The organism is Dyella sp. BiH032 (genome assembly GCF_031954525.1).
Lineage (GTDB): Bacteria > Pseudomonadota > Gammaproteobacteria > Xanthomonadales > Rhodanobacteraceae > Dyella_D.
The window spans coordinates 2,325,372-2,351,316 of the sequence record NZ_CP134867.1; the positions used below are offsets into that span (position 1 = coordinate 2,325,372).

Consider the following 25,945-nt stretch of genomic DNA (forward strand, 5'->3'; position numbering starts at 1 on the left):
CCATGCCGAACATCAATGACATTCTGATCATGCTGCCGGAGCTGTATCTGGTGGCGGCGGCGTGCCTCCTGCTGCTGCTGGACGCCTTCATGAAGCCGGAGCAGCGGGGCATGCTGCACTGGTTGTCGATCGCCGTTGTGCTTGTCGGCATCTACCTGGTGATCTCCGGCCAGCCGGCCCAGCCGGTGCAGGCATTCGCGGGTATGTTCATCCGCGACGGCGTGGCGGAGATCCTCAAGGTCTTCGCGCTGCTCAGCGTTGCGCTGATCTTCGTCTACGCGCGTCCGTACCTGACTGATCGCAAGCTGTTCGTGGGCGAGTTCTACACCCTAATGATCTTCGCGGTGATCGGCGTGATGCTGCTGGTCTCCGCCGGCAGCCTGGTGACGGTGTACCTGGGTCTGGAACTGCTGACGCTGTCGTCGTACGCCCTGGTTGCTCTCAACCGGGATTCCCGCCTGTCTTCCGAGGCGGCAGTGAAGTACTTCGTGCTGGGCGCGCTGGCCTCGGGCATGCTGCTGTACGGCATGTCGATGGTCTATGGCGCTACCGGCACCCTGGACCTGGCGACCCTGCACAGTGCGGCCGGGCACGCCACCATGAAGAGCCTGCTGCTGTTCGGCATGATCTTCATGATCGTGGGTATCGGCTTCAAGCTGGGTGCTGCGCCGTTCCACATGTGGATTCCGGATGTCTACCAGGGCTCGCCGACCGCGGTGACCATTTTCATCGGTTCCGCGCCCAAGCTTGCCGCGTTCGGCATGGCGTATCGCCTGCTGGATTCCGGCCTGGGTGACCTCGCGCAGCATTGGCAGCAGATGCTCGCCGCGCTGGCGGTACTGTCGCTGGCGATCGGCAACCTCGTCGCGATCGTGCAGACCAACCTGAAGCGCCTGTTGGCATATTCGACCATCTCGCACATGGGCTACCTGCTGCTGGGCCTGGTGAACGCCGGTCCGGAAGGCTACGCCTCGGCGCTGTTCTATGCCATCAGCTACGCGCTGATGGGCACGGCCGCCTTCGGCGTGATCCTGGCGCTGGCCCGCGCGGGTTTCGAGTGCGAAGAGATCGACGACCTCAAGGGCCTCAACCAGCGTTCGCCGTGGATGGCCTTCCTGATGATGCTGGTGATGTTCTCGCTGGCTGGCGTGCCGCCACTGTTCGGCTTCTTCGCGAAGCTGCTGGTGCTGCAGTCGGCCATCCATGCCGGCCTGCTGTGGCTGGCTATCGTCGGCGCCGTGTTCGCGATCATCGGCCTGTACTACTACCTGCGCGTGGTGAAGGTCATGTACTTCGACAAGCCGGTAGAAGGCACGGAGTTGAAGATGCAACAGGACCCGTCCGTGCGTCTGGTGCTTTCGCTCAACGCGCTGACCTTGCTGGTGCTCGGCCTGTTCTGGGGCCCGCTGCTCGGCTGGTGCCGGAGCGTGTTTCCGGGTTGATTGCGCAGGCGGCGATACGCGCCGCCGCTTGCCGTCATCGACGTTTCGTTCTGCCGACAAAAAAAATTCAAAACGAAGTCGGTAAAACTCTTGCAAGAATTCGGCCAGCTGGCTAAACTTTCAAATTCCTGGTGCGGGGTGGAGCAGTCTGGCAGCTCGTCGGGCTCATAACCCGAAGGTCGCAGGTTCGAATCCTGCCCCCGCTACCACATTCGAATCGGCGCCTTCATAGCGCCGATTTTTTTTGCGTCGAACGCGGTGCATGTCGCCCACGCCGGATGTTTCGAGCGAAGGGCGCGATGCAAATCGATTCCGGGCAAGGTCGCCCCGGACCCTGGCGCCTCGGCCCGCATGCCGGCCTCTCAGAGGAGCCCCTTCGCGTGAAGCAAATGACCACGGTTGTTTCTGCTCACCTGCATGGCGGGCCAGTCCGTCCGGGTTTCCGGCCTGGGCCTGTCGATTGACGAATGCGCCCGCTTGGGCGATCTGGCCAAGCATCTGCGGGATGTGTATGCCAGAGGGTTTCCGCTCGATCCGGTGTACATGGCGATGTCGGGTGATGCGCGGGCCTGGGCACCTGCGACTGGAGATGGCGCGCTGGGTCTTTGCCAACTCGACCAGGGCATCCCGAGAAGGTGGAAGAGAAGTGCGACTACGGGATATTCCCTGGCAATGATTCCTTGGGCCTGGCGCTTTCAGGCCGGCGAGGAGACCCGATCGCGGCGGGCGTCGCGCTGCCGTGCCAAATCCCGCATTCGGCGGCTCGAATGTTGCAAAATCGACTTGATCCGACTATGCTTCGCGAACTCTGCAGCGGCCTAAGCGGAACGGTGAAGCGCCTCATCGGCGTACCCGTTTCCCCGCTACCGGATCTTTCTTTGAACAAGAAAGCCTCCTCGTGAGGCTTTTTTGTTGGGCGCAAGGATGCGTCGCGTCTTCGTCACATCCGGCTTGGTATGAATGCCGGTTTTGCGCGGATACGCCCGGAAAGAAGCCGGAAGAGTCGGGACATCGGCGAGATAAGGGAATGGGCCGTCAGCGCCCATTTTTTGTTTCTGGCGACGGTAGAAAAAGACGGTTATGGACACGCAGGCACTGGCACAACGCTTCACCGAGGTACTGGCCGATCTGGGGCTGGAATGCCTTGGCGTGGAGTTCTCCCCGTCGCAGGGGCAGAGTACCCTGCGCGTTTATCTGGACGTGGAAGGGCGGGAGGTCACTCTCGACGATTGCGAGGCTGCCAGCCGCGAGTTGTCGGCCATGCTCGACGTAGAGGATCCGATTCCGGGGCATTACCTGCTGGAAGTGTCCTCGCCGGGCATCGACCGTCCGTTGTTCACGGCCGCCCAGTTCGACAAGGTGGCCGGGAAGGAAGTGAAAGTGCTGCTGAAGGCGCCGATCGAAGGTCGTCGCCGCCTGCGCGGCAAGGTATTGAAGGTGGAAGGCGAGCGCATTTCGCTGGAAGCCGAGGGGAAAGTGTTCGAGTTCGAGCATGACGCGGTGGAAAGCGCGCGCGTGGTGCCGGACTGGGCAGCGCTCGGCTACGTGCCGCAGCCCAAGCCCGGCAAGAAGCCGGCCAAGAAGGCCAAGTAATCCATCAAGCGATCGGGCGTCGGAAGGGCGTCTACGGAGTTGCTGCAATGAGCAAAGAACTGTTGCTGGTCGTCGACGCGGTTGCCAACGAAAAGGGCGTGCCGCGCGAAGTGATCTTCCAGGCGATGGAGGCCGCGCTGGCGTCCGCCGCTAAAAAGCGCTATCCGGAGGAAGATCCGGACATCCGCGTGTCGATCAATCGCACGAGCGGTGAGTACGAAACGTTCCGTCGCTGGGAAGTGATTGCCGACGACGGCGAGATGGAATCGCCGTTCCGCCAGCTGCGCCTGATGGACGCGACCGACGAGCGCGCCGATGCGCAGGTAGGCGAGCACATCGAGCAGCAGATCGAGAACGCGGAGTTCGGTCGCATCGCTGCGCAGGCCGCCAAGCAGGTGATCGTGCAGCGCGTGCGCGAAGCCGAACGCCAGCAGGTGGTGGACGCCTACAAGGATCGCGTGGGCGAGCTGATCACCGGCATCGTCAAGCGCGTCGAGCGCGGCAACGTCTACCTGGACCTGGGCGGCAACGCCGAAGCGTTCATTCCGCGCGACAAGACCATCCCGCGCGAATCGCATCGCGTCGGCGACCGCGTGCGCGGCTATCTGCACGAAGTGAAGTCGGAAATCCGCGGCCCGCAGCTGTTCGTCTCGCGCGCGGCGCCGGAATTCATGATCGAGCTGTTCAAGCTCGAGGTACCGGAAGTCGGCCAGGGCCTGGTCGAGATCAAGGGCTGCGCCCGCGATCCGGGCGATCGCGCCAAGATCGCCGTGGTGGCCCATGACAGCCGCACCGATCCCATCGGCGCGTGCATCGGCATGCGCGGTTCGCGCGTGCAGGCGGTGTCCAACGAGCTCAACGGCGAGCGCGTGGACATCATCCTGTGGCACGAGAACCAGGCTCAGTACGTCATCAACGCGATGGCGCCGGCCGAAGTCCAGTCCATCATCATGGACGAGGAGAAACACTCCATGGACATCGCGGTGGCCGAAGACAAACTGTCCCAGGCGATCGGCCGCGGCGGTCAGAACGTGCGCCTGGCCAGCAAGCTCACCGGCTGGCAGCTCAACGTGATGACGCAGGACCAGGTTGCCGCCAAGAGCGAAGCCGAGCAGGAGGCCGCGCGCCAGCTGTTCATGGAGAAGCTCGAGGTGGACCAGGAAATTGCCAACATCCTGGTGCAGGAAGGCTTCTCGAGCATCGAGGAAATCGCCTACGTGCCCAGCGCCGAGCTGCTGGCGGTGGAAGGTTTCGACGAGGACATCGTCGAGGAACTCCGCGCCCGCGCCCGCGATGCGCTGCTGACCGAGGCCCTGGCGGTGGAAGAAGGCGTGAACGAGCCGTCGGAAGACCTGCTGGCGCTGCCGGGCATGAGCGAGTCGATCGCCTATGCGCTGGCCGAGCGTGAAGTGGTGACGCTGGACGACCTTGCCGACCTCGCCGTCGACGACCTGATCGATATCGAGGGTGTGGACGAAGACCTCGCCGCGAAGCTGATCATGGAAGCACGCAGGCCCATGATCGAGCGGCTGGAGAAGGGCGGCTAACCGCGGACGGCCGCGCCCCGGATGGGCGCGCCGAGGGAAGCCCGAAAGGCTTCCACCAGGGATGGCGGTATCCGGGCGGCCGTGGGTCGCTCGGGGTAAGCGCGGGAACGGCGGAGAAAGAACACGATGTCGGACGTAACGATCAAACAACTCGCCAAGGTACTTGGCTTGCCGGTGGACAGGCTGCTTGGGCAGCTGGCCGAAGCCGGCATGAAATTCTCCGATCCGGAGCAGGTCATCAGCAGCACCGAGAAGGTGAAGCTGCTCGGATTCCTGCGCCGCACGCACGGCAAGAGCGAAGAGGCTGCCGAGGCCGAGGACAGCTCGCCGCGCCAGATCACGCTCAAGCGCCGCAAGGTCAGCGAGCTGAAGGTATCCACGCCGGGTGGCCGCGGCGCCGGTGGCGCCAAGACGGTGAACGTGGAAGTGCGCGCCAAGCGCACCTACGTCAAGCGCAGCGTCATCGCCGAGGAAGCCGGTGCGGACCATGAGCGCGAGGACGCGCTGCGCAAGCTGCAGGAATCCCAGCAGCAGCGCGAGCACGAAGAGACCGAGCGCGTCGAAGCCGAGCGCCGTCGCCAGGAAGAGGCGCGCCAGCGCGAAGAAGCCGAACAGCAGCGCCAGCAGGAGGCCGAGGCCGAGCAGCGCCGCCTGCAGGTCGAAGCGGAGGCTGCTGCCAGGGCTGCCGAGGAAGCCGCCGCGGCTGCGCGCGAAGACGCGCCGGTCGAGCAGCAGCAGGCGCCGCAGCCGGAGGCCGCTCCGGAGTCGCCGGTGGCTTCTCCCAGGGAGAAGGCCGCACCGGTGCAGTCGTCCGTGCAGAAGATCGATCCGAAGGCGCTGGGCATGATCCTGCCTCGCATTCACGAGCCGCGTCGCCGCGAAAAGCCGGTGGCCGCTCCCGCGCCTGCGCCGGCCCCCGCGCCGGCACCGGCGCCCGCCGCCGCCGCGGCCGCCGATGCGCGCAACAAGCCGCGCTTCGGCCGTGACCGCGACGAAGGTCCGGGCGGCAAGCGCTTCGCCGCGGGTGAGTTGCACCTGTCCGAGGCCGACCGCGCGCGCCGCAGCAAGCGCGGCAAGCCGGGCAAGCCCGGCCGTAATGAACCGGCGCGTGGCGGCAGTGCCGTCACCGGCACCGGCGCGCACGGCTTCTCCCGTCCCACCGCGCCGGTGGTACGTGAAGTCGTGATCGGCGATACCAATGTCGTCGCCGACCTGGCGCAGAAGATGGCCGTAAAGGGCTCGGAAGTGGTCAAGGCGCTCTTCAAGATGGGCGTGATGGCCACCATCAACCAGACCATCGACCACGACACCGCGGTGCTGGTGGTCGAGGAACTCGGCCACAAGGCCGTGGCCGCGAGTGAGAACAACGCCGAGGCCGCGCTGGCCGCGCACACGCAGAATGCGGAGCTGGAAGGCGAGAAGAAGCCGCGTCCGCCAGTGGTCACCATCATGGGCCACGTCGACCACGGCAAGACCTCCCTGCTGGACTACATCCGTCGCACCAAGGTCGCGTCGGGCGAAGCCGGTGGCATTACGCAGCACATCGGTGCGTATCACGTTGAGACGCCGAAGGGCGTCATCACGTTCCTCGATACCCCTGGCCACGCGGCGTTTACCTCGATGCGTGCGCGTGGTGCCCAGTCCACGGACATCGTGGTGCTGGTCGTCGCCGCCGACGACGGCGTCATGCCGCAGACGGCGGAAGCCGTGCAGCATGCGCGCGCCGCCAAGGTGCCGCTGATCGTGGCGCTCAACAAAATGGACAAGTCCGACGCCAACCCGGACCACGTCAAGCAAGGCCTCGGCAACCTGGAAGTGATTCCGGAAGAGTGGGGCGGCGATACGCCGTTCGTGCCGGTGTCCGCGAAGACGGGCATGGGCATCGATGACCTGCTCGACGCGATCCTGGTCCAGTCCGAGGTGATGGAACTGACCGCCGTCGAGGACGGCCCGGCATCCGGCGTGGTGATCGAGTCCAGCCTGGATCGCGGTCGCGGCCCGGTGGCGACGGTGCTGGTGCAGCAGGGCACGCTCAAGCGCGGCGACTTCGTCGTCTGCGGCATCGAATACGGCCGCATGCGTGCGCTGATCGACGAGAACGGCAAGACCGTGCAGGAAGCCGGTCCGTCGATTCCGGTGCAGGTGCTGGGCCTGTCCGGCGTGCCGGAGTCCGGCGACGATTTCGTGGTCGTGGCGGACGAACGCCTCGCCCGCGAAGTGGCTGCGGAGCGTCAGCTCAAACGCCGCGAAACGCGCATGGTCAGCAAGGCCAACCGCCTCGAAGACATCATGGCCCAGATGGGCCAGGGCGCCGAGCAGCAGACGCTCAACATCCTGGTCAAGGCCGATGTGCAGGGTTCGGTGCAGGCGCTGCGCGAGTCGCTGAGCCAGATCGGCAACGAAAACGTAAAGGTCAATGTGATCGCAGCCGGCGTCGGCGGCATCACGGAATCCGACGCCACCCTGGCGGCGGCTTCCAAGGCGCTGGTGATTGGCTTCAACGTGCGCGCCGATGCCTCGGCTCGCAAGGTGATCGACACGGCCGGACTGGACGTGCGCTACTTCTCGATCATCTACGACGTCATCGACCAGGTGAAGCAGGCGGCTTCGGGCCTGCTGGGCAAGGAAGTGCGCGAGGAGATCATCGGTGTCGCCCAGGTGCGCGAGGTCTTCCGCAGCTCGAAGTTCGGCGCGGTGGCCGGCTGCATGGTCGTGGAAGGTACCGTCAAGCGCAGCAAGCCGATCCGTGTGCTGCGCGACAACACGGTGATCTTCCAGGGCGAGCTGGAATCGCTGCGCCGTTTCAAGGATCTGGTCGACGAAGTGCGCAACGGCATGGAGTGCGGCATCGCCGTGAAGCAGTACAACGACGTGAAGGTCGGCGACCAGATCGAGTGCTTCGAGCGCATCGAGGTGGCACGCACGCTGTAATCCGGGTGAGGGGCGCAGGCCCCTCGTTCCGTGGGAACCGGAGCCCGGGCAGACTTGTCCGGGCTTCGGCGTTTTTCGTATCCGCGCCGCCGCATCGGTTGGCGCACTGCCAGCCGCGCATGGGCGGTTGAAGGAGGCTTTATGCCCTCACGCGATTTCAAGCGGACCGACCGCGTCGGTGCCGAGCTGCGCCGGGAACTGGGCCTGCTGGTCCATAGCGCCGTGCGCGATCATGGCCTGCCCTCGGTGAGCGTGTCGGACGTCGAGGTCACCCGTGACCTGGATTGGGCCACCGTCTGGGTCACCGCGCTGCTGCCCGACCAGTCGGTGACGGCGGTCAAGGCCCTCAACGAGTTGGCTGGCGAGTTCCGTCGTTCGCTATCCCGCAGCATGCGCATCCGCCGCGTACCCGAGCTGCGCTTCAAGTACGACGATTCGGTGGACAAGGGCGAGCGCATCGATGCCCTGCTGCGCGAGCAGGCCAGGGACCTGGGCATGGACAAAGGCAGCGACGAGGACTGATGGGCCGCACCCGTTTCCGCGACCTGCACGGCCTGCTGCTGCTGGACAAGCCGTTGGGGCTGAGCTCCAACCAGGCGCTGCAGAAGGCCCGGCATTTGCTGCGTGCCGAAAAAGGAGGGCACACCGGAGCCCTCGATCCGCTGGCGACCGGCCTTCTGCCGCTGTGTTTCGGCGAGGCCACCAAGATCGCCGGAAGCTTACTCGGATCGCGCAAGGCCTATCAGGCAGAGGTTCGCCTGGGAGCGACCACGACGACGGCCGACCTGGAAGGCGAGGTCGTGCTCGAACGTCCGGTGCCCGAACTGGGCCCCTCGGACATCGAAACGGCATTGGCCGGATTCCGGGGGCGGATCGTTCAGGTTCCACCGGTGTATTCGGCGCTCAAGCAGGACGGCGAACCCCTCTATCTGAAGGCCCGGCGCGGCGAGGCAGTGCAGGCGCCGCCGCGCGAAGTCGACATCCATCGGCTGGATCTGCTCGCCCGGGCGGGCGACACGCTCACGCTGTTCGTGGAGTGCGGCTCGGGCACCTATATCCGGAGCCTGGCGGTCGATCTTGGCGAGGCGGTGGGGTGCGGCGCGCACCTGACCGGCTTGCGGCGACGGTGGGTGGAGCCATTCAGGGAGCCACTCATGGTCACTCTGGCGCAGCTGGAAGCGGCTGCGGAGCAGGGCGAGGCCGCCATGGACGCCTTGCTCCTGCCCGTAGCGGCAGGGCTGGCAGGCTGGCCAGCTTTGCACCTGGACGAGGACCAGAGCCACGCGGTGACCCGGGGACGCCGCATCCAGCTGCCCGGAAGGCCGGCCGGAGCCTATGCGGCTTTTGCCCCTGATGGCCGGCCGGTTGCGCTGTGCGAACTGGACCAGGACGGCACGTTGCGCATCCAGCGCGGCTTCAATATTCCGCCGGAAACCCCGCAAAGGCCGTGACGGCGCGGTTGGCGCCATTGTCATGCTCTTGTTGTAGGGCGCGCCGGGTCGGTAGAATATGCCGCTTGTTCCAGAGTTTTATTCATCCAGGCGAAGCTTGCGCAACGTCATTCCGGTGACGTTGCGCAAGCTTCGCACCCGCTTTTGAGGAAGAGAGACCCATGTCCCTTACTGCAGAACAGACCGGCAAGATCATTGCTGAATACGGCCGCGTGCCGAACGACACCGGTTCGCCGGAAGTCCAGGTGGCCCTGCTGTCGGCCCGTATCAACCACCTGACCGACCATTTCAAGACCCACAAGCAGGACCATCACTCGCGTCGCGGCCTGCTCAAGCTGGTCAACCAGCGCAAGCGCCTGCTGAGCTACCTGCAGGCCAACGACGTGGCCCGCTACCAGAGCCTCATCGAACGCCTCGGCCTGCGCCGTTAATCGGACAAGGACATCGACGTGGCGAAAGTAACCAAGTCATTCCAGTACGGTAAGCACACGGTCACACTGGAGACGGGCGAAATCGCCCGCCAGGCGTCCGGTGCCGTCATGGTCAGCATGGACGGCACGGTGGTGCTGGTCACCGCGGTGGCCGCCGCCAAGGCGAAGGAGGGGCAGGACTTCTTCCCGCTCACCGTGGACTACGTCGAGAAGTTCTACTCGGCGGGCCGCATCCCGGGTGGTTTCTTCAAGCGTGAAGGCCGTCCGACCGAGAAGGAGACGCTCACCTCGCGTCTGATCGATCGCCCGGTGCGTCCGCTGTTCCCGGAAGAGTTCAAGAACGAAGTGCAGGTCATCGCACAGGTGGTCTCGCTCAATCCGGAAGTCGACGGCGACATCCCGGCCATGCTGGGCGCCTCCGCTGCGCTGAGCCTCGCCGGCATCCCGTTCAAGGGCCCGATCGGCGCCGCCCGCGTCGGTTACACCGACGGCCAGTACGTGCTCAACCCGACCGCCACCGAGCTGAAGAACTCGGATCTGGACCTGGTCGTGGCCGGCACCACCAATGCCGTGCTGATGGTGGAATCCGAAGCCAAGCTGCTCAGCGAAGAAGTGATGCTGGGCGCCGTGGTGTTCGGTCACCAGCAGATGCAGGCTGCCATTCGCGCGATCGCCGAGCTGGCCACCGAAGCCGCCCGCCCGTCCATGGACTGGCAGCCGCCGGCCCGCAACGAGGCCCTGGCCGCAGCCGTGCGCGGTTTCGTCGGCACCAAGCTGGAAGAAGCCTTCCAGGTGCGCGACAAGCTGCAGCGCCGTGACGCCATTGCCGCGATCAAGGCCGACATGCTCGCGTCGCTCAAGGTCGAGGCCGAAGCGCACGCCTGGCCGACGGCCGAGCTGGTGAAGGAGTTCGGCGAACTCGAATACCGCACCATGCGCGACAGCGTGCTGAAGACCAAGGTGCGTATCGACGGCCGCCAGCTGGACGACATCCGCCCGATCTCAGTCCGCGTCGGCGTGCTGCCGCGTACCCACGGTTCGGCGCTGTTCACCCGCGGCGAGACCCAGGCGCTGGTCGTGGCCACGCTGGGCACCACCCGCGATGCGCAGATCATCGATGCGCCGGAAGGCGAGTCGAAGGATCCGTTCCTGTTCCACTACAACTTCCCGCCGTTCTCGGTGGGCGAGGCCGGCCGCTTCGGTGCGCCGAAGCGTCGCGAGATCGGCCATGGCCGCCTCGCCAAGCGCGGCGTGCAGGCGGTGAAGCCCTCGCTGGAAGAGTTCCCCTACGTGCTGCGCGTGGTCTCCGAGATCACCGAGTCGAATGGTTCCTCCTCGATGGCCTCGGTCTGCGGTTCCTCGCTGGCCATGATGGACGCCGGCGTGCCGCTCAAGGCTCCGGTGGCGGGCATCGCCATGGGCCTGGTGAAGGAAGGCGGCGATTTCGTCGTGTTGTCCGACATCCTGGGCGACGAGGATCACCTCGGCGACATGGACTTCAAGGTGGCCGGTAGCGCCCAAGGCATCTCCGCGCTGCAGATGGACATCAAGATCGACGGCATCACCGAAGAGATCATGAAGGTGGCGCTGGAGCAGGCCAAGCGCGGCCGTTTGCACATCCTGGGCGAAATGGCCAAGGTGATCAGCGAACCGCGTTCGGAGATGAGCGAGTACGCCCCGCGCCTGCTCACCATCAAGATCCATCCGGACAAGATCCGCGAGGTCATCGGCAAGGGCGGCGCCACCATCCGCTCGATCACCGAAGAGACCGGCACCACCATCGACATCACCGACGATGGCACGGTCGTGATCGCCTCGGTCAACCGCCTCGCGGCTGACGAAGCGAAGAAGCGCATTGAGCAGATCGTCTCCGACGTCGAGCCGGGCCGCATCTACGAAGGCAAGGTTGCCAAGCTGATGGACTTCGGCGCGTTCGTCACCATCCTGCCGGGCAAGGACGGTCTCGTCCACGTCTCGCAGATCTCCAACGAGCGCGTGGAGAAGGTGTCCGACAAGCTGAAGGAAGGCGACATCGTCAAGGTCAAGGTGCTGGAAGTGGACAAGCAGGGCCGCATCCGCCTGTCCATGAAGGCGGTGACCGAGGAAGAAGGGGCCTGATCCCTTCGACCGGACGTATCGCGTTCGAAACAAGGCCCGGCTCTCGCCGGGCCTTTGTTTTTTCCTGGATGCAACGGTGGCGTGCGGCGATGCCTTTGCGGCGCTTTTGCTACGATGCCGCAGGATGCCGTTGAGGATGCGCGCATGAGTGATCAAGCCAGCGATGTCATGAAGCAATACCAAGCCTGGGCGCAGCAATCCTGGGACGCCTGGATGCAATCCTTGCAGGCTCCGCTGTCGGCGAGCCATGCCGCGCCTTCCGACGATTTGCTATCCCGCGCTCTGGGCGGACTCAAGAGCTACGCGGATTGGCTGCAGGCCGCCGCGACGAGCGGCCTGGCCGGCCAGGTGCCAGGGCAGGGCGATTGGCAGCAAAGCCTGCGCCAGCTGTTCATGGGGGGCGGGCAGCCTTTCGCGCAGGCATTCGCCGGTATCGACAACGCGGCCGCGCACGGTTTCGCGCAGCAATGGCAAAGCTGGCTGCAGGCCGCCCAGCCGCACCTAGGCGAGTGGGGCGGAGCGTTCGACGCCGGGCCGGCCTTCGGCTACACCCGCGAGCGCCAGTTGCAGAACCAGGCGCTGGTGGAAGCCATGCGCGAATACGCGGACGCATCCGCGCGCTACCACTCCCTCATTCTTCGCGCCAACGCCGAGGGTTTCGAACGCCTTCAGCAGAAACTCCAGCAGCAGGTCGAACCCGGCCGTCAAGTCGACTCGCTCAAGGCGCTGTATGACCTGTGGGTCGATGCCGCCGAAGAAGCCTATGCCGAGATCGCACTGTCGGACGAGTTCCGCGATGTCTACGGCGCGATGGTCAATGCGCAGATGCACGTGCGCAAACTGCAGCAGCGGCAGCTCGACGCCTGGTGCCGCGAGTTGGGCATGCCGACGCGAAGCGAAGTCGATTCGCTCGGCAAGCGAGTGCAGGAATTGCGCCGCCAGCTTCATGCCGTATCCCATGGCGCATCGCGCCGTACACCGTCGTCCGAGCCGGAGCTCGACGCGCTGCGCGCCGAAGTCGCCACGCTCAAGCGCAAGCTCGCCAGCCGCAGCGAGTCGGCGCCCGCTCCCAAGAAGGTGGTTTCCGAGTCGCTGAGCGCGGAGACGGAAACCATGCGCAAGCCGGCGCCCGCGCGCCGCGCCGCCAAGAGCGCCCCGACGCGCAGCACGTCACGCAAGCGCAAGTAAGGACAGACGCATGTTCACCCCTTTACGCATCGATCCGGCCAAGGTCCTAGGCGAGATGACCGCCTTCCAGCGCAAGCTCGCCGCGGGCATGGAAAGCCTGCGCGGCATGCGCGAGCCCGATTACGCCAATACGCCGCGCGAGGCGGTCTACCGCGAGGACAAGCTCACGGTCTGGCACATGAAGGGCAATGGCAAGCCGACCTCGAAGACGCCGCTGCTGATCGTGTATGCCCTGGTCAATACGGTGTGGATGACCGACCTGCAAGCCGATCGCTCGCTGGTGCGTAATCTTCTGGAGCAGGGCGAAGACGTCTATCTGATCGACTGGGGTTATCCGGACGGCGCGGACCGCTGGCTCACGCTGGACGACTATCTCAACGGCTATCTCGATCGCTGCGTCGACGCGGTGCGGGAGCGGCACGGCCTCGATGCGATCAACCTGCTGGGCATCTGCCAAGGCGGCGCGTTCTCGCTGTGCTACACGGCAATGCACCCGGAGAAGGTCAAGAACCTCATCACCATGGTCACGCCGGTGGACTATCACACGCCGGACAACATGCTCTCGCATTGGGTGCAGAACCTCGACGTGGATCTTTTCGTCGACACGCTGGGCAACATTCCCGCGGAGCTGATGAACTGGGTCTACCTCACGCTCAAGCCGGTGCGCCTCAACCAGCAGAAGTACGTGAGCATGGTCGACCTGCTGGACAACCGGAAGGAGATGGAGAACTTCCTGCGCATGGAGCGTTGGATCTTTGATTCGCCCGACCAGGCCGGCGAAGCGTTCCGCGAGTTCATCAAGGAGTTCTACCAGGGCAACAAGCTGGTCAAGGGTTCGTTGATCATCGGCGGTCGCCCGGTCGACCTCGGCATGGTGACCCAGCCGGTGCTCAACATTTTTGCCGAACAGGACCACCTCGTGCCGCCGGACGCCTCGCGCGCACTGGGCAAGCACGTGGGGACCACCGATTACACGCAGCTCGCCTTCAAGGGCGGACACATCGGCATCTACGTGTCCGGCCGCGCGCAGCGCGAAGTGCCGCCGGCCATCCACCAGTGGCTGCGTTCCAGGGATTGAATGTCGACCCATAGGGGGAAGTACCGATGAACAGCGAAAAGCGTCTCAGCCGTTCCAGCAGCCACAAGATGATCGCAGGCGTCTGCGGCGGCATCGCCGAGTATCTCGGCTGGGACGTCACCATCGTCCGTCTGCTCTGGATCGTCCTGACCCTGGCGGGCGGCTCCGGTATCCTTATCTACCTGATCCTGTGGCTGGTGATGCCGCAGAACGCCTGAGCCGTCGAAGGCTCGTCGTCGCGGCATCCGCGTGGCCTAGCGCGCATGCCGTTTCCGCATGAGCGATTGCCCCGAATGACCATCGATTACGACCGTTACGACCGTATCCGCGCCGTGCAGTGGCGCGGCGATCATCTGCGCCTGCTCGACCAGCGGCTGCTGCCGCGCGAGGAGCACTGGATCGATTGCCGCGACGCCGCTGAAGTGACGCAGGCGATCCGCGACCTCGCCGTCCGCGGTGCGCCGGCCATCGGTATCGCCGCCGCCTGGGGCGTGGCGCTGGCCGCGCGGCAGGGCGCTCCCCTGGACGCCGCGCTGGCCCAGTTGCGCGCGGCGCGTCCCACCGCAGTCAACCTGATGTGGGCGCTGGACCGCATGAAGGCCCGCATCGCCGCCGGTGCCGACGCCGCTGCGCTGGAGCGCGAGGCGCAGACGATCCAGGACGAGGACCTCGCCGCCAATCGTCACATGGGCGAACTCGGCGCCTCGCTGATCGCCCCCCATTCGGGCGTGCTGACCCATTGCAACACCGGCTCGCTCGCGACGGCCGGCTTCGGCACCGCGCTCGGCGTCATTCGCGCAGGTGTCAGCGCCGGGCGCATCGACCGCGTGTACGCGGGCGAGACCCGTCCGTGGCAGCAGGGCGCGCGCCTGACCATGTGGGAGCTGGTCCGCGATGGCATTCCCGCACACCTGATCGCCGATTCGGCGGCTTCGCACCTGATGCGCTCGGGCGTGGTGCAGTGGGTGATCGTGGGAGCAGACCGCATCGCCGCCAACGGCGACACCGCGAACAAGATCGGCACCTACCAGCTGGCCATCGCCGCCCGCCATCATGGCGTGAAGTTCATGGTGGTCGCGCCTTCCTCCACGGTGGATATGGCGACACCCTCGGGCGAGGCCATCGAGATCGAATTGCGCGACCCTACCGAGCTGCTCGCCGTCGGCGGCCAGCGCACGGTGGTCGATGGCGCCGAGGCGTGGAATCCGGTCTTCGACGTGACACCCGCGGAGCTGATCGACGCCATCGTGACCGAGCGCGGCGTCATCGAGCACCCGAACGCGCTCGCCATGCAGGCAATGTTCGGCTCATGAAGTTGCGGCGCGAAGCGGGGTTGTTCTTCGTCGGCGGCGTCATCGGCTTTGTCGCCGACGCCGGTGTCGTGCAGGCCTTGGTGTCGTGGGCCGGCTGGAATGCTTATCTGGCGCGCCTGCTCTCCTTCCTGTTGGCGGCGACGGCGACCTGGTGGTGGAACCGCCAGTACACTTTCGCGCATCGTGCCAGCGGTCGGCCATTGCCTATGGAATGGCTGCACTGGATGGGCTTGATGACCGCCGGTGCGCTCGTCAACTACGCCGCCTACGCCGCCATGCTGATGGGTTTTCCCTCGCTCCACCGCTGGCCGGCCGTCGCCGTGGCGGCAGGGTCCGTCGTGGCCGCACTGGTCAATTTCTCGACAGCGCGCGGGGTGCTTTTCAAGGGCTCCAAAAGCTCCGCGTAAGTCCTTGATTTCGAAGCTCTAAATACTGTCTTTCCGACAGTGTTTCTGTTACACTTGAGCGGTTATTTCCGGGCCCGTTGCACGCGCGGCTGAAGCTTGCGCGCCATGGCCTTTTTTCTTCATCCAGGGAAGCCGATTGATGGCAGAACTCGCCAAAGAAGTCATCCGCGTCAACATCGAAGACGAGATGCGCCAGAGCTACCTCGATTACGCCATGAGCGTGATCGTGGGCCGCGCCCTTCCGGACGTGCGCGATGGCCTCAAGCCCGTCCATCGCCGCGTGCTGTTCGCGATGAACGAACTGGGCAACTCCTGGAACAAGGCGTACAAGAAATCGGCCCGCGTGGTCGGCGACGTCATCGGTAAATACCATCCGCACGGCGACGCGTCGGTCTACGACGCGATCGTGCGCATGGCGCAGCCGTTCTCGCTGCGCTACATGCTGGTCGACGGCCAGGGCAACTTCGGCTCGGTGGACGGCGACAACGCGGCGGCCATGCGTTACACCGAGGTGCGCATGGCGCGCCTCACGCACGAGCTGATGGCTGACATCGACAAGGAAACTGTCGACTTCGGCCCCAACTACGACGAGAGCGAAAACGAGCCGCTGGTGCTGCCCACCCGCGTGCCGAACCTGCTCGTCAATGGTTCCGCCGGCATCGCGGTGGGCATGGCGACCAACGTGCCGCCGCACAACCTCAACGAGGTGATCGCGGCCACCATCGGCCTGATCGACGATCCGTCGCTGTCCGTCGACGACCTCATGCAGTACATCCCCGGCCCGGACTTCCCGACCGCGGGCATCATCAACGGGTCTTCCGGCATCATCGAGGCCTACCGTACCGGCCGTGGGCGCATTCTGGTGCGCGCCAAGACCGAGATCGAGACCGAATCGAACGGCCGCGAGACGATCATCGTCACCGAGCTGCCGTACCAGGTGAACAAGGCTCGCCTGATCGAGAAGATCGCCGAGCTGGTAAAGGAAAAGAAGCTCGAAGGCATCAGTGAGCTGCGCGACGAGTCCGACAAGGACGGCATGCGCGTGGTGATCGAGATCCGTCGCGACGCGATGGCCGACGTGGTGCTCAACAACCTGTTCCAGCAGACCCAGCTGCAGGTCACCTTCGGCATCAACATGGTCGCCCTGATGGACGGCCAGCCGCGGCTGCTGAACCTCAAGGACATCCTCGAGGCCTTCATCCGCCATCGCCGCGAGGTGGTCACCCGCCGCACCATCTTCGAGCTGCGCAAGGCTCGTGCCCGCGCGCACATCCTCGAAGGCCTCACCGTCGCGCTGGCCAACATCGACGAGATGATCGAGCTGATCCGCAGCTCGGCCTCGCCGCAGGAAGCGCGCGAACGCATGCTGGCGCGCAAGTGGCAGCCGGGCATGGTCTCGGCCCTGCTGGCCGCGGCCGGCGCCGATGCTTCGCGGCCGGAAGACCTCGATCCGCGCGATGGCCTGAAGGCCGACGGCTACCAGCTGTCCGACGTGCAGGCCCAGGAAATCCTGGCCATGCGCCTGCATCGCCTCACCGGCCTGGAGCAGGAAAAGCTTTCTGACGAATACCGCGAAATCCTGGAAACCATCCGCGGACTGATCGAGATCCTGGAAGACCCGGCGCGCCTGCTCGCGGTCATCCGCTCCGAACTGGAAGTGATCAAGGAAGAATTCGGCGACGCGCGCCGCACCGAGATCCAGCATTCGCAGGAAGACCTCAACGTCCTCGACCTGATCGCACCGGAAGACGTGGTGGTCACGCTGTCGCACACCGGCTACGTCAAGCGCCAGCCGGCCAGCACTTATCGGGCCCAGCGCCGTGGCGGCAAGGGCCGCTCCGCATCCGCGCTGAAGGACGAGGATTTCGTCGAGCAGCTGTGGGTGGTGAACACCCACGACACGCTGCTCACCTTCACCAGCACCGGCCGCGTGTACTGGCTCAACGTGTACCAGATGCCGGACTCCGGCCCGAACGCTCGCGGCAAGCCGATGGTGAACCTGCTGCCGCTCGCCGAAGGCGAGAAGGTGCAGGCCGTGCTGCCGGTGCGCGAATACAGCGACGACCGCTATGTGTTCTTCGCTACCCGCCAGGGCACCGTGAAGAAGACGCCGCTCAACGAGTTCGCCTTCCAGCTGCAGAAGGGCAAGATCGCGATCAACCTCGAAGATGGTGACGCGCTGGTCGACGTGGCGCTGACCGACGGCAACAGCGACGTGCTGCTGTTCGCCTCCAACGGCAAGACGGTGCGCTTCGACGAAGGCGAGGTCCGCTCGATGGGCCGTACCGCCACCGGCGTGCGCGGCATGAAGCTCACCGACGGTGCCGAGGTGGTGTCGCTGATCGTGGCGGTGCCCGACGGCGGCGACGTGCTCACCGCCACCGAACGCGGCTACGGCAAGCGCACGGTGCTGGACGAGTTCCCGAAGAAGGGGCGCGGCACCCAGGGCGTGATCGGCATCCAGTGTTCCGAGCGCAACGGCGGCCTGGTGGCGGCCGTGCAGGTCACCGACTCGCATGAGCTCATGCTCATTTCCAACCAGGGCACACTGGTACGTACCCGCGTCGCCGAAGTGTCCCAGCTTGGCCGCAACACGCAGGGCGTGACCTTGATCCGACTGCCGGCAGAGGAGGCGCTGGTCAGCGTCGTGCGCCTGGATGCCGAGGAGGAGTCGGAAGCCAACGGTGTGGAGCCGATGGACGCCGGCGCTTCGGAGTCAGCACCGGACCAGGCCAACTCGGCCGGAACCGGCGGAGACGGCCCGACCGCCGAAGAGTAATCGTCCGATGACGTGCCGCATCCCCGCCGCTGGGCGATGGGGATGCGGCCTTCGGAGGCTTCGTGTTCCCGGCTCAGTTGTACGTTGTGATGACGACGGGCGTATTCCGGCTGGCATAGCCGGCGAAGTAATCGAGCAGTTCCGGGGGCGCGTGCTGCCGTGCAGCCTCCAGCGATTCCACATGAGTTTCGGCCGCTCTGTTCGGCGGCAAAGCGGCGGACCCGGCGGTAGTCAACGTGTCTGATTCGGTCGTTGGCAGGACGGCTCCCGTGAATCCTATGCGACCTTGCTGCGCCTGTTGATGGTCTGCGTGCGCTACAGCGGCCAGGCTTATGGCAAGCAGCACGAAGAGCTGCCGATGTTTTCTTCGAGGGATATTCACGACGTTTTCCTAGGCAGTCGCGGTGCCGCGAATATTCGCAACTGCGTAGGAATATTCAATTAGACATTTCGTAGTCAGCAGATGTTCTCGAGCTGCCGATTACTTGTCGTTGAAGAAGTACGTCATGGGCGCAAACGTCACCACGGAAAGAGAACCTGGCAATTCACCGCGCCGCGAGATCACCTGCGCCGAGGGCTGCCAAGGCTTTTCCTTTCCGAAGTCATCGATCGTTCCATAGCGCCCCGTCCAGACGAAGCGGTCCAGGGCGTAGGGAATGCCTTCCGCATCCAGCGGCGAATTCACGTCGGCCACATGCATGTGCAGATGCGGGCCGGTGGTTTCGCCGCTGTAGCCGAGCCGGCCGATCACGTCCCCACGATGCACCTTCTGGCCTGCCTTGACCGTCACGCTGCCGGTCTTGAGGTGTTCGTAGAACACATAGCGGCCGCCACCCATGTCGAGGCTGACGTAGTTGCCGCTCGCATCCTGCAGCGGAACACGCGTCGGCTTGCCAGGATCGACCCTGGCGGGCTCCGCCATGCCATCCATCGCTGCCGCCACCACGCCGTCCGCGACGGCCAGCACGTCCTCGCCGTAACCCAGCCAGTTCGTCGGCTCGGTGGCATCGCCCTTGGTGTAATGGCCCGTCCGGTCGACTTTGATCCAGTCGATGGCAAAGCGCCCGGGAACATGCGCTTCGCCATTCACCGCGTACACGGAGCGTCGATGCCCGCGCGGCCACGAAGCGTCGTAGACAGCCACCCAGTAACCGCCGCGCAACGGCGCAGACAAGACGACCGGCATCGCCCAGCCGTGCAGCGTTACCGCGCCGCCCCGGATGCTGCGCGCCGGCTTGTCGGGCACGTCGGCATCCAATTCGTGCGAGAGACGGAAGTCAGCCGTCGGCACGTCGGGGAGCGGGATATCCAGGAACACGATCGCATGCGTGCCCGGGGCAATCGTCAGGGCATCCTGGCCCTGGCTCGTTTTTCCTGGCTGGCCCAGCAACGAGCGCAAGCTGTCGCTCTCATATTCGCGCAGGGCCTGGCCGGTATCCGGCTGGATCACCCGCAGCCGTTTCAGCGTCAGGGGCTCGCCCGAATAATTGTCCAGATGCAGTTCGTACGCGAGCCGCCATTGCCCGTCCACCTTGACCGGAGAGGGCTGCCACGGCACGCGCAGGTCCAGGGCCTGGGTCACCGGCGTTCGCGGGACGGCCGGCTGGATCGCCGCGCCGCTCAGGACGAGGACGGCGATCGCCAAGAACGAAAGCCTGCCGAGCACTGCGATGGGTTTCATGCTGCCCCCTGGAATGGCTTCCGGGCACTCTCCGGAACCCGGTCGCCACGCACCAGTGCCGCAGGTAAGGATGGGAAGGAGGCGAAGCGCAGGCGCCACTGCCTCGGCGCCTGCTTGGGCGGCGTCAGCCGTCCAGCGCCGCCAGCATCGCTTCCGCGGTCGACACCCGGAATTCGCCGGGCGCTTCCAGATGGAGCTGGCGAACCACGCCATCCTCCGCGTACAGCGCGAAGCGGCGCGAACGCAGCCCCATGCCGTAGGCGGCCCCGTCCAGCTCCAGGCCCAGGGCCTCTGTGAAGGAGGCGTTGCCGTCCGCCAGCATCATCATGCCCGGCGGCACCTGCTGGTCCCGGGCCCAGGCCTGCATCACGTAGGCGTCGTTCACGGCCAGGCAGGCCACGTCGACGCCGCGTTGCTGGAACTCGGCAAAATGCTGCACGTAGCCGGGAAGATGCTTGTTCGAGCAGGTGGGCGTAAAAGCGCCGGGCACGGCGAAAAGCACGACCTTGCGGTGGGCGAACAGCGACGCCGTCTGCTGGGGACGGATCTCGCCATCGATGATCACCTTGATCTCGAGGTCCGGGAGGGGCTGGCCGATCTGGATGGTCATGCGCGCGACTCTGAAGAGGGATTAAGCGTGCGGATGCTAGCGCCTGGGCGGCGGCCTTGTCGTCTTGAATCGTCTCGTACGGCACCTATCTAGGGCGCAAGCGGTGATGGCACCGCATCTGATTCGAGAGGACAGTCATGTATCTGGGACGCAATCTTTCCTGGCCCCGGCAGGGCCTGGGCGATGTCCGCCAGACGGTGGACCGCCTGTTCCATCTGGACGAGGCCGGGCAAGTCCGCGAAGCGCCTTGGGCGCCGCGCGTGGACATCAAGGAAGACGACAAGCGCTTCGTGATCCTTGCCGATATTCCGGGCATCGATCCGGCCGATATCGAAGTGAGCATGGACAAGGGCGTGCTTACCATCAAGGGCCAGCGCAAGCAGGAAACCGCCGAAGAAGGCACCCGCTTCACCCGTCTGGAACGCGCTCACGGCGCCTTTCTGCGCCGCTTTGCACTGCCTGACGGCGCCGATGCCGAGGGCATCACCGCACACGGCCGTCACGGCGTGCTCGAAGTCTCGATCCCGAAGCGGGCCGAGGCCGCGCCGCGGCGCATTACCATCGAAACCACGCACTGAGTCGCCGACCAGTGTTGCGGCAGCGGCCTGCCACGGACCATGATCCGTGGCGGGCCGTCCGTATTGCTAGAACCAGTGGCCGGGGAGTGGCTCTGTGGAATTCAAAGACTATTACGACATCCTTGGCGTGAAGCCTGACGCCAGCGAGGCCGACATCAAGGCGGCCTACCGCAAGCTCGCCCGCAAATACCATCCGGACAAGAACAAGGACGCGGGCGCCGAAGAGAAGTTCAAGGCAATCAACGAAGCCAACGAGGTGCTGCGCGACCCCGAGAAGCGGCGCGCCTACGACAACCTGCGCGCCAACGGCTATCGCGGCGGTGAGCAGTTCCGCCCGCCGCCGGGCTGGGGCCAGGGGCAGGGCTTCGATTTCGGCGATATGGGCGGCAACGGGGACTTCAGCGATTTCTTCGAAAGTCTGTTCGGCCGCACGGCCGGCGGCGGCCGCGGCACGCCGCGCGCCACGCGCGGCGGCGACATCCAGGCCCAGGTGCAGATCGAGTTGCAGACTGCGTTCGACGGCGGCCGCACGCGTGTCGCGCTGCACGACAACAGCGGCAACGAGCGGGTGCTGGAAGTGAAGATCCCCGCGGGCATCCAACCGGGCCAGGTGATCCGCCTTGGCGGGCAGGGGCACGTCGGCCGCAACGGCGGACCCGCCGGCGACCTGCTGCTCGAAGTGCACATCCGCGACGATGCGCGCTTCCGCCTCAATGGCCGCAACGTGCTGCACGTGCTGCCGATCGCGCCCTGGGAAGCTGCGCTGGGCGCCACGGTTCCGGTGCCGACGCTCGCGGGAACGGTGGACCTGCGCATCCCGGCGGGCTCGCAATCCGGCCGCAAGCTGCGCCTGAAAGGGCGCGGCATGCCCGGGCCGCAGCCCGGAGATCAGCTGGTGGAGCTTTCCATCCGCGTGCCGCAGGCGGAATCGGAAGCGCAACGCGCGGCCTACGAGGCGCTGCGCGATCAGTTCGCGGGTTTCGATCCGCGCCACTGACCGGCGGCAGAAACGAAAACGGCGCCCGCGGGCGCCGTTTTCGTTCGTGTTCGTGCCGTGAAACTCAGGCGGGCAGCAGGCCCTTCAGCGTCTCGACCAGTTCCTCTTCCTTGATCGGCTTGGTCACGTAAGCCTTGGCGCCCTGGCGCAGGCCCCACACCTTGTCCGTCTCCTGATCCTTGGTGGTGACCAGGATCACGGGAATGTGCTGGGTCTCCGGGTCCTTGCTGATGGTGCGCGTCGCCTGGAAACCATTGAGGTTCGGCATCACCACGTCCATCAGGATGAGGTCGGGTTTTTCGCGCTTGGCCACTTCCACGCCGGCGGCACCGTCTTCCGCAGTCAGGGTCTCGTGCCCCAACTTCTCGACGATGCGCTTGATGCCAAGCAACTGCGACGGCGAATCGTCGACGATCAGAATACGTGCCATAAGGTGGGGGTCCCCTTGTTGTTTCGAAGGATTCTAAGCCGCACCCGCGGCTCTTCCAAGTCGGTTCAGGTCGGGCTTTACACTTCCAGGCGCACCACGGTGCGGCCGAAGGAGGCGCCGGCCAGCATGTGCTCGAAGACGCCAGGCAGTTCGTCCAGCGTCACTTCGCGGGTGGCGATGCGGTCCAGGTGGTGCGGCTTCCAGTCGCCGGACAGGTGCTCCCAGACGCGATCGCGGATATCCCGGGCGGTACCGGCCGAAGCGACGCCAAGCAGGCTGACGCCACGGATGATGAATGGCATGACGGTGCTCTCGAAGCCGATGCCGCCCGCGTTGCCGCAGATCGCGACGTTGCCGTAGGGCTCCATCAGCGGCAGCAACCCGGCCAGCATGGCGCCGCCTACATTGTCCAGCGCGCCGCCGAAGCGCGCCGAATCCATCGGCTTGCCGCTGAAGGCGAGCTGGTGGCGATCGATGCACTCCGCCGCGCCCAGGCCGCGCAGGAAGTCGAAATGGTCGGCCTTGCCGCTGATGGCGTGTACCTCGTATCCGGCGCGGCTGAAGATGTCGATGGCAAGCATGCCCACGCCGCCGGAAGCGCCGGTCACCGCGATCGGGCCGAGCGCCGGCGTCTGCCGGTTGTCTTCCATGCGCAGCAGGGCCAGGGCCGCCGTGAAGCCGGCCGTGCCGAGCACCATGCTGTCACGCAGGCTCAGGCCGGGGGGCAGGGGAATGGTCCACTTCGCATCCAGCCGGATGTATTCGCCGTAGCCGCCGTCACGCGTCTCCGACAGGCCACTGCCGGTGCACAGCACCGCGTCGCCTTCCTTGAACGCCGGATCGGTGGAGGCCACCACCACGCCGGCCGCGTCGATGCCGCCGTTGAGCGGATACTGGCGAAGGATCTTGCCCTTGCCCGTGCCGGCCAGCGCGTCCTTGTAGTTCACGGACGAGTAGGCCACTTTCACCAGCACCTGGCCTTCGCTCAGCGCGGCCGTATGCATCGTCTCGATGCCGCCACGGTAACCGGAACCATCGTTGTGGATGCGGAAGGCGCGGAATGCGAGGTCGCTCATGGCGGATCTCCGGGACGCTGGAAAACGAAAGGCTCAGGCTTCGACGCTGCTGCGGTCGATCCATTTGGGCGTGTACCGGCCCTGATAGTGCTCCATCCAGTGGAAGAGTTTTTCCATGCTATCGCCGAACCACACGCTGTCACGCTGCTCGGGCCGCACGAAACGCTCGTCCACCATGTGGTCCAGCATGCCGCGCAGCTGGCGGTAGTAGCCGCGCACATCGAGAAAGGCGCAGGGGTAGGCATGCAGGCCAAGCTGTGCCCAGGTGAGCATCTCGAACATTTCGTCCATGGTGCCGAAGCCGCCGGGCAGGGCCACGAAAGCGTCCGACAGTTCGAACATCCGCGTCTTGCGCTGGTGCATGGTTTCGACCACTTCCAGCTCGGTGAGTCCCTGGTGCGCCACTTCGCGCTCGACCAGCTGCCGCGGGATCACGCCGATCACCTTGCCACCACCGGCCAGCACCGCGTCCGCCACCGTGCCCATCAGGCCGACCTTGCCGCCGCCGTAGACCAGCGCCACGCCGCGCCGGGCCATTTCCGCACCGAAGGCCCGGGCCTGCTCGACGTAATCGGGGTGGCCGCCGGGGCTGGAGCCGCAATAGACACAAAGGGCGGTGGGTTGGGGCATGGGATCTCCGGGAAAGCGATTAGGAAACGGTGCCAGGTCGCGAGGACGTGAAGGCACGGTCATGCAGCAAGCAGGCGCGGCATCGAGAGACTCGCGCGCGGCAGCGGCCTCGAGGACGCCCGATACGAGGCGCCTGAAAACAAACGGCCCGCCCATGTCGCCACGAGCGGGCCGCGCCGACAGTGCGGCGGGCTCAGTTGCCCTTGTGGATGGCGCGCTTGTCGACCGAGAGGGCCGCCTCGTGCACGGCTTCCGACAGCGTCGGATGAGCGTGGACGATGCGGGCCAGGTCTTCCGCGGAGCCCTTGAACTCCATGGTGACCACGCACTCGGCGATCAGCTCGGACACGCCCGGGCCAACCATGTGCACGCCGAGGATCCGGTCGGTTTCGGCATGGGCGATCATCTTCACCTGGCCGACGGCCTCGTTCATCGCCACGGCACGGCCGATGGCGGCGAACGGGAAGGTGCCGACCTTGTACGGCACGCCTTCTTCCTTCAGCTGCTTCTCGGTCTTGCCGACCCAGGCGATTTCCGGCTCGGTGTAGATCACCCACGGCATGGTGTCGTAGCCGACGTGGCCGGCCTTGCCGGCGATCCACTCGGCCACCGCGATGCCTTCCTCGAAACCCTTGTGCGCCAGCATCGGGCCGCGCACCGCGTCGCCCACGGCCCACACGCCGTCCACGCCGGTGTGGCAATGCTCGTCGACCACGATACGGCCGCGCTCGTCCAGCTTCACGCCGCAGTCGTCCGACAGCAGGCCGTCGGTGTAGGCGCGGCGGCCCACGGCCACCAGCAGCTTGTCGACCACCAGGTAGTGCGCGCCGTCTTTGTCCTCGTAGGTGAGGTGGACTTCGTCGCCCTTGACCTCGGCCTTGGCCAGCTTGGCGCCCAGCTTGATGGTGAGGCCCTGCTTGGCGAATTCCTTCAGCGCGATCTTGGCGATGTCCGCATCGGCGGCGCCCAGGAAGTCCGGCAGCGCTTCGATGATGGTCACTTCCGAACCCAGGCGGCGCCACACGCTGCCCAGCTCCAGGCCGATCACGCCGGCGCCGATCACGCCCAGGCGCTTCGGCACGTCGGTGATGTCCAGCGCGCCAGCGTTGTCGATGATGCGCTTGCCGTCGAACTTGGCGAACGGCAGCTCGATCGGCACCGAGCCGGAGGCCAGGATCACGTTGGTGGCGCTGATGGTCTGCTTGGCGCCGTCGTTGCCGGTGATCTCCACCTGGTTGCCCTTCAGCAGCTTGCCTTTGCCGAAGTAGCTGGTGATCTTGTTGGCCTTGAACAGCTGGGCCACGCCGCCGGTGAACTGCTTGACGATCTTGTCCTTGCGGCCGATGAAGGCGCCCAGGTCGACCTTGGCGTTCTCCACGGTAATGCCGTGCACCGGCAGGTTGTGCGCGATGTTGTAGAACTGCTTGGACGAGTCGAGCAGCGCCTTGGACGGAATGCAGCCCACGTTGAGGCAGGTGCCGCCGAGCGCCTGCTTGCCGTCCTTGCCGGCGAAGGCGTCGATGCAGGCGGTCTTCAGGCCCAGCTGCGCGGCGCGGATCGCCGCGTGATAGCCGGCGGGACCGCCGCCGATGACGATGACGTCGAATTTGTCGCTCATGGGTGGTTCCTTGCTGCGTGACGCCGCTAGGCGGCCGTCAGGGTGAA

The 25,945-nt window shown here is 65.7% G+C and carries 23 protein-coding genes and 1 tRNA gene; 17 read left to right on the plus strand and 7 right to left on the minus strand.

All coding sequences use genetic code 11. From position 1 onward, the window contains the following. Positions 1–2: 2 nt before the first annotated feature. The 15 genes from nuoN to gyrA all read left to right on the plus strand — a co-directional run bounded on the left by nuoN (position 3) and on the right by gyrA (position 18,278). Positions 3–1,442: an NADH-quinone oxidoreductase subunit NuoN gene (gene nuoN / locus RKE25_RS10375; protein WP_311842378.1), complete on the plus strand. Its 1,440-nt coding sequence runs from the start codon at positions 3–5 to the stop codon at positions 1,440–1,442. Positions 1,443–1,574: 132 nt separating this feature from the next. Continuing rightward, positions 1,575–1,651: transfer RNA gene (locus RKE25_RS10380), tRNA-Met, on the plus strand. Positions 1,652–2,522: 871 nt separating this feature from the next. Further along, positions 2,523–3,035: a ribosome maturation factor RimP gene (rimP, locus tag RKE25_RS10385; RefSeq protein WP_311842137.1), complete on the plus strand. Its 513-nt coding sequence runs from the start codon at positions 2,523–2,525 to the stop codon at positions 3,033–3,035. Positions 3,036–3,082: 47 nt separating this feature from the next. Next, a complete protein-coding gene (gene nusA / locus RKE25_RS10390; protein WP_311842138.1) occupies positions 3,083–4,582 on the plus strand; it encodes a transcription termination factor NusA in 1,500 nt (499 codons plus the stop codon). Positions 4,583–4,708: 126 nt separating this feature from the next. After that, complete coding sequence (gene infB / locus RKE25_RS10395) at positions 4,709–7,513, plus strand: translation initiation factor IF-2 (RefSeq protein WP_311842139.1); 2,805 nt, start codon at positions 4,709–4,711, stop codon at positions 7,511–7,513. A 141-nt stretch (positions 7,514–7,654) separates the two neighbouring features. Then, complete coding sequence (gene rbfA, locus RKE25_RS10400) at positions 7,655–8,035, plus strand: 30S ribosome-binding factor RbfA (RefSeq protein ID WP_311842140.1); 381 nt, start codon at positions 7,655–7,657, stop codon at positions 8,033–8,035. Then, positions 8,035–8,964 (plus strand): tRNA pseudouridine(55) synthase TruB, encoded by a 930-nt coding sequence (gene truB / locus RKE25_RS10405; RefSeq protein ID WP_311842141.1) that lies wholly within the window; start codon positions 8,035–8,037, stop codon positions 8,962–8,964. Before rbfA ends, truB begins: the two co-directional genes overlap by 1 nt. Before the next feature lie 161 nt (positions 8,965–9,125). Then, positions 9,126–9,395 carry a 30S ribosomal protein S15 gene (gene rpsO / locus RKE25_RS10410; RefSeq protein ID WP_311842142.1) on the plus strand — a complete coding sequence of 90 codons (270 nt, stop codon included), beginning with the start codon at positions 9,126–9,128 and terminating at the stop codon, positions 9,393–9,395. Positions 9,396–9,413: 18 nt separating this feature from the next. Continuing rightward, complete coding sequence (gene pnp, locus RKE25_RS10415) at positions 9,414–11,513, plus strand: polyribonucleotide nucleotidyltransferase (protein ID WP_311842143.1); 2,100 nt, start codon at positions 9,414–9,416, stop codon at positions 11,511–11,513. A 144-nt stretch (positions 11,514–11,657) separates the two neighbouring features. Then, a complete protein-coding gene (locus RKE25_RS10420; protein ID WP_311842144.1) occupies positions 11,658–12,701 on the plus strand; it encodes a poly(R)-hydroxyalkanoic acid synthase subunit PhaE in 1,044 nt (347 codons plus the stop codon). 10 nt (positions 12,702–12,711) lie between these two features. Further along, a complete protein-coding gene (gene phaC, locus RKE25_RS10425; RefSeq protein ID WP_311842145.1) occupies positions 12,712–13,779 on the plus strand; it encodes a class III poly(R)-hydroxyalkanoic acid synthase subunit PhaC in 1,068 nt (355 codons plus the stop codon). Positions 13,780–13,805: 26 nt separating this feature from the next. Then, complete coding sequence (locus tag RKE25_RS10430) at positions 13,806–13,997, plus strand: PspC domain-containing protein (protein ID WP_311842146.1); 192 nt, start codon at positions 13,806–13,808, stop codon at positions 13,995–13,997. Positions 13,998–14,072: 75 nt separating this feature from the next. After that, positions 14,073–15,092 carry an S-methyl-5-thioribose-1-phosphate isomerase gene (gene mtnA, locus RKE25_RS10435; protein WP_311842147.1) on the plus strand — a complete coding sequence of 340 codons (1,020 nt, stop codon included), beginning with the start codon at positions 14,073–14,075 and terminating at the stop codon, positions 15,090–15,092. Then, a complete protein-coding gene (locus RKE25_RS10440; RefSeq protein WP_311842148.1) occupies positions 15,089–15,499 on the plus strand; it encodes a GtrA family protein in 411 nt (136 codons plus the stop codon). The genes mtnA and RKE25_RS10440 overlap by 4 nt, the downstream gene beginning before the upstream one ends. Positions 15,500–15,638: 139 nt before the next feature. Further along, positions 15,639–18,278 carry a DNA gyrase subunit A gene (gene gyrA, locus RKE25_RS10445; protein WP_311842149.1) on the plus strand — a complete coding sequence of 880 codons (2,640 nt, stop codon included), beginning with the start codon at positions 15,639–15,641 and terminating at the stop codon, positions 18,276–18,278. Positions 18,279–18,351: 73 nt separating this feature from the next. Here gyrA and RKE25_RS10450 read toward each other — a convergent pair whose 3' ends face one another. The 3 genes from RKE25_RS10450 to RKE25_RS10460 all read right to left on the minus strand — a co-directional run bounded on the left by RKE25_RS10450 (position 18,352) and on the right by RKE25_RS10460 (position 20,569). Beyond that, positions 18,352–18,660, minus strand: coding sequence for a hypothetical protein (locus tag RKE25_RS10450; RefSeq protein ID WP_311842150.1), 309 nt, complete (start codon positions 18,658–18,660; stop codon positions 18,352–18,354). A 99-nt stretch (positions 18,661–18,759) separates the two neighbouring features. Continuing rightward, a complete protein-coding gene (locus RKE25_RS10455) occupies positions 18,760–19,959 on the minus strand; it encodes a M23 family metallopeptidase (RefSeq protein WP_311842151.1) in 1,200 nt (399 codons plus the stop codon). Positions 19,960–20,083: 124 nt separating this feature from the next. Next, a complete protein-coding gene (locus RKE25_RS10460) occupies positions 20,084–20,569 on the minus strand; it encodes a peroxiredoxin (RefSeq protein WP_311842152.1) in 486 nt (161 codons plus the stop codon). A 137-nt stretch (positions 20,570–20,706) separates the two neighbouring features. On the opposite strand from RKE25_RS10460, the gene RKE25_RS10465 reads away from it, so the two are divergent. Both RKE25_RS10465 and RKE25_RS10470 read left to right on the plus strand, forming a co-directional pair. After that, entirely contained in the window at positions 20,707–21,147 is a 441-nt protein-coding gene (locus RKE25_RS10465) for an Hsp20/alpha crystallin family protein (RefSeq protein WP_311842153.1), read from the plus strand. Positions 21,148–21,241: 94 nt separating this feature from the next. Then, positions 21,242–22,144 (plus strand): DnaJ C-terminal domain-containing protein, encoded by a 903-nt coding sequence (locus tag RKE25_RS10470; protein ID WP_311842154.1) that lies wholly within the window; start codon positions 21,242–21,244, stop codon positions 22,142–22,144. A gap of 64 nt (positions 22,145–22,208) precedes the next feature. Here RKE25_RS10470 and pilH read toward each other — a convergent pair whose 3' ends face one another. The 4 genes from pilH to lpdA all read right to left on the minus strand — a co-directional run bounded on the left by pilH (position 22,209) and on the right by lpdA (position 25,898). Further along, complete coding sequence (pilH, locus tag RKE25_RS10475; RefSeq protein WP_026634409.1) at positions 22,209–22,574, minus strand: twitching motility response regulator PilH; 366 nt, start codon at positions 22,572–22,574, stop codon at positions 22,209–22,211. A gap of 77 nt (positions 22,575–22,651) precedes the next feature. Continuing rightward, positions 22,652–23,650, minus strand: coding sequence for a YhdH/YhfP family quinone oxidoreductase (locus tag RKE25_RS10480; protein WP_311842155.1), 999 nt, complete (start codon positions 23,648–23,650; stop codon positions 22,652–22,654). Between the two features lie 33 nt (positions 23,651–23,683). Next, positions 23,684–24,280, minus strand: a complete 597-nt coding sequence (locus tag RKE25_RS10485; RefSeq protein WP_311842156.1) for a TIGR00730 family Rossman fold protein — start codon at positions 24,278–24,280, stop codon at positions 23,684–23,686. A 193-nt stretch (positions 24,281–24,473) separates the two neighbouring features. Next, positions 24,474–25,898 carry a dihydrolipoyl dehydrogenase gene (lpdA, locus tag RKE25_RS10490; RefSeq protein WP_311842157.1) on the minus strand — a complete coding sequence of 475 codons (1,425 nt, stop codon included), beginning with the start codon at positions 25,896–25,898 and terminating at the stop codon, positions 24,474–24,476. Positions 25,899–25,945: the final 47 nt, after the last annotated feature.

Coding starts and splice junctions, on each gene's coding strand:
- rimP (WP_311842137.1), top strand. CDS start 2,523: ATGGACACGCAGGCACTGGCACAACGCTTCACCGAGGTACTGGCCGAT.
- RKE25_RS10460 (WP_311842152.1), bottom strand. CDS start 20,569: ATGACCATCCAGATCGGCCAGCCCCTCCCGGACCTCGAGATCAAGGTG.
- rbfA (WP_311842140.1), top strand. CDS start 7,655: ATGCCCTCACGCGATTTCAAGCGGACCGACCGCGTCGGTGCCGAGCTG.
- pilH (WP_026634409.1), bottom strand. CDS start 22,574: ATGGCACGTATTCTGATCGTCGACGATTCGCCGTCGCAGTTGCTTGGC.
- gyrA (WP_311842149.1), top strand. CDS start 15,639: ATGGCAGAACTCGCCAAAGAAGTCATCCGCGTCAACATCGAAGACGAG.
- phaC (WP_311842145.1), top strand. CDS start 12,712: ATGTTCACCCCTTTACGCATCGATCCGGCCAAGGTCCTAGGCGAGATG.
- RKE25_RS10440 (WP_311842148.1), top strand. CDS start 15,089: ATGAAGTTGCGGCGCGAAGCGGGGTTGTTCTTCGTCGGCGGCGTCATC.
- nusA (WP_311842138.1), top strand. CDS start 3,083: ATGAGCAAAGAACTGTTGCTGGTCGTCGACGCGGTTGCCAACGAAAAG.
- mtnA (WP_311842147.1), top strand. CDS start 14,073: ATGACCATCGATTACGACCGTTACGACCGTATCCGCGCCGTGCAGTGG.
- rpsO (WP_311842142.1), top strand. CDS start 9,126: ATGTCCCTTACTGCAGAACAGACCGGCAAGATCATTGCTGAATACGGC.
- infB (WP_311842139.1), top strand. CDS start 4,709: ATGTCGGACGTAACGATCAAACAACTCGCCAAGGTACTTGGCTTGCCG.
- RKE25_RS10480 (WP_311842155.1), bottom strand. CDS start 23,650: ATGAGCGACCTCGCATTCCGCGCCTTCCGCATCCACAACGATGGTTCC.
- truB (WP_311842141.1), top strand. CDS start 8,035: ATGGGCCGCACCCGTTTCCGCGACCTGCACGGCCTGCTGCTGCTGGAC.
- lpdA (WP_311842157.1), bottom strand. CDS start 25,898: ATGAGCGACAAATTCGACGTCATCGTCATCGGCGGCGGTCCCGCCGGC.
- RKE25_RS10485 (WP_311842156.1), bottom strand. CDS start 24,280: ATGCCCCAACCCACCGCCCTTTGTGTCTATTGCGGCTCCAGCCCCGGC.
- nuoN (WP_311842378.1), top strand. CDS start 3: ATGCCGAACATCAATGACATTCTGATCATGCTGCCGGAGCTGTATCTG.
- RKE25_RS10420 (WP_311842144.1), top strand. CDS start 11,658: ATGAGTGATCAAGCCAGCGATGTCATGAAGCAATACCAAGCCTGGGCG.
- RKE25_RS10430 (WP_311842146.1), top strand. CDS start 13,806: ATGAACAGCGAAAAGCGTCTCAGCCGTTCCAGCAGCCACAAGATGATC.
- RKE25_RS10465 (WP_311842153.1), top strand. CDS start 20,707: ATGTATCTGGGACGCAATCTTTCCTGGCCCCGGCAGGGCCTGGGCGAT.
- RKE25_RS10455 (WP_311842151.1), bottom strand. CDS start 19,959: ATGAAACCCATCGCAGTGCTCGGCAGGCTTTCGTTCTTGGCGATCGCC.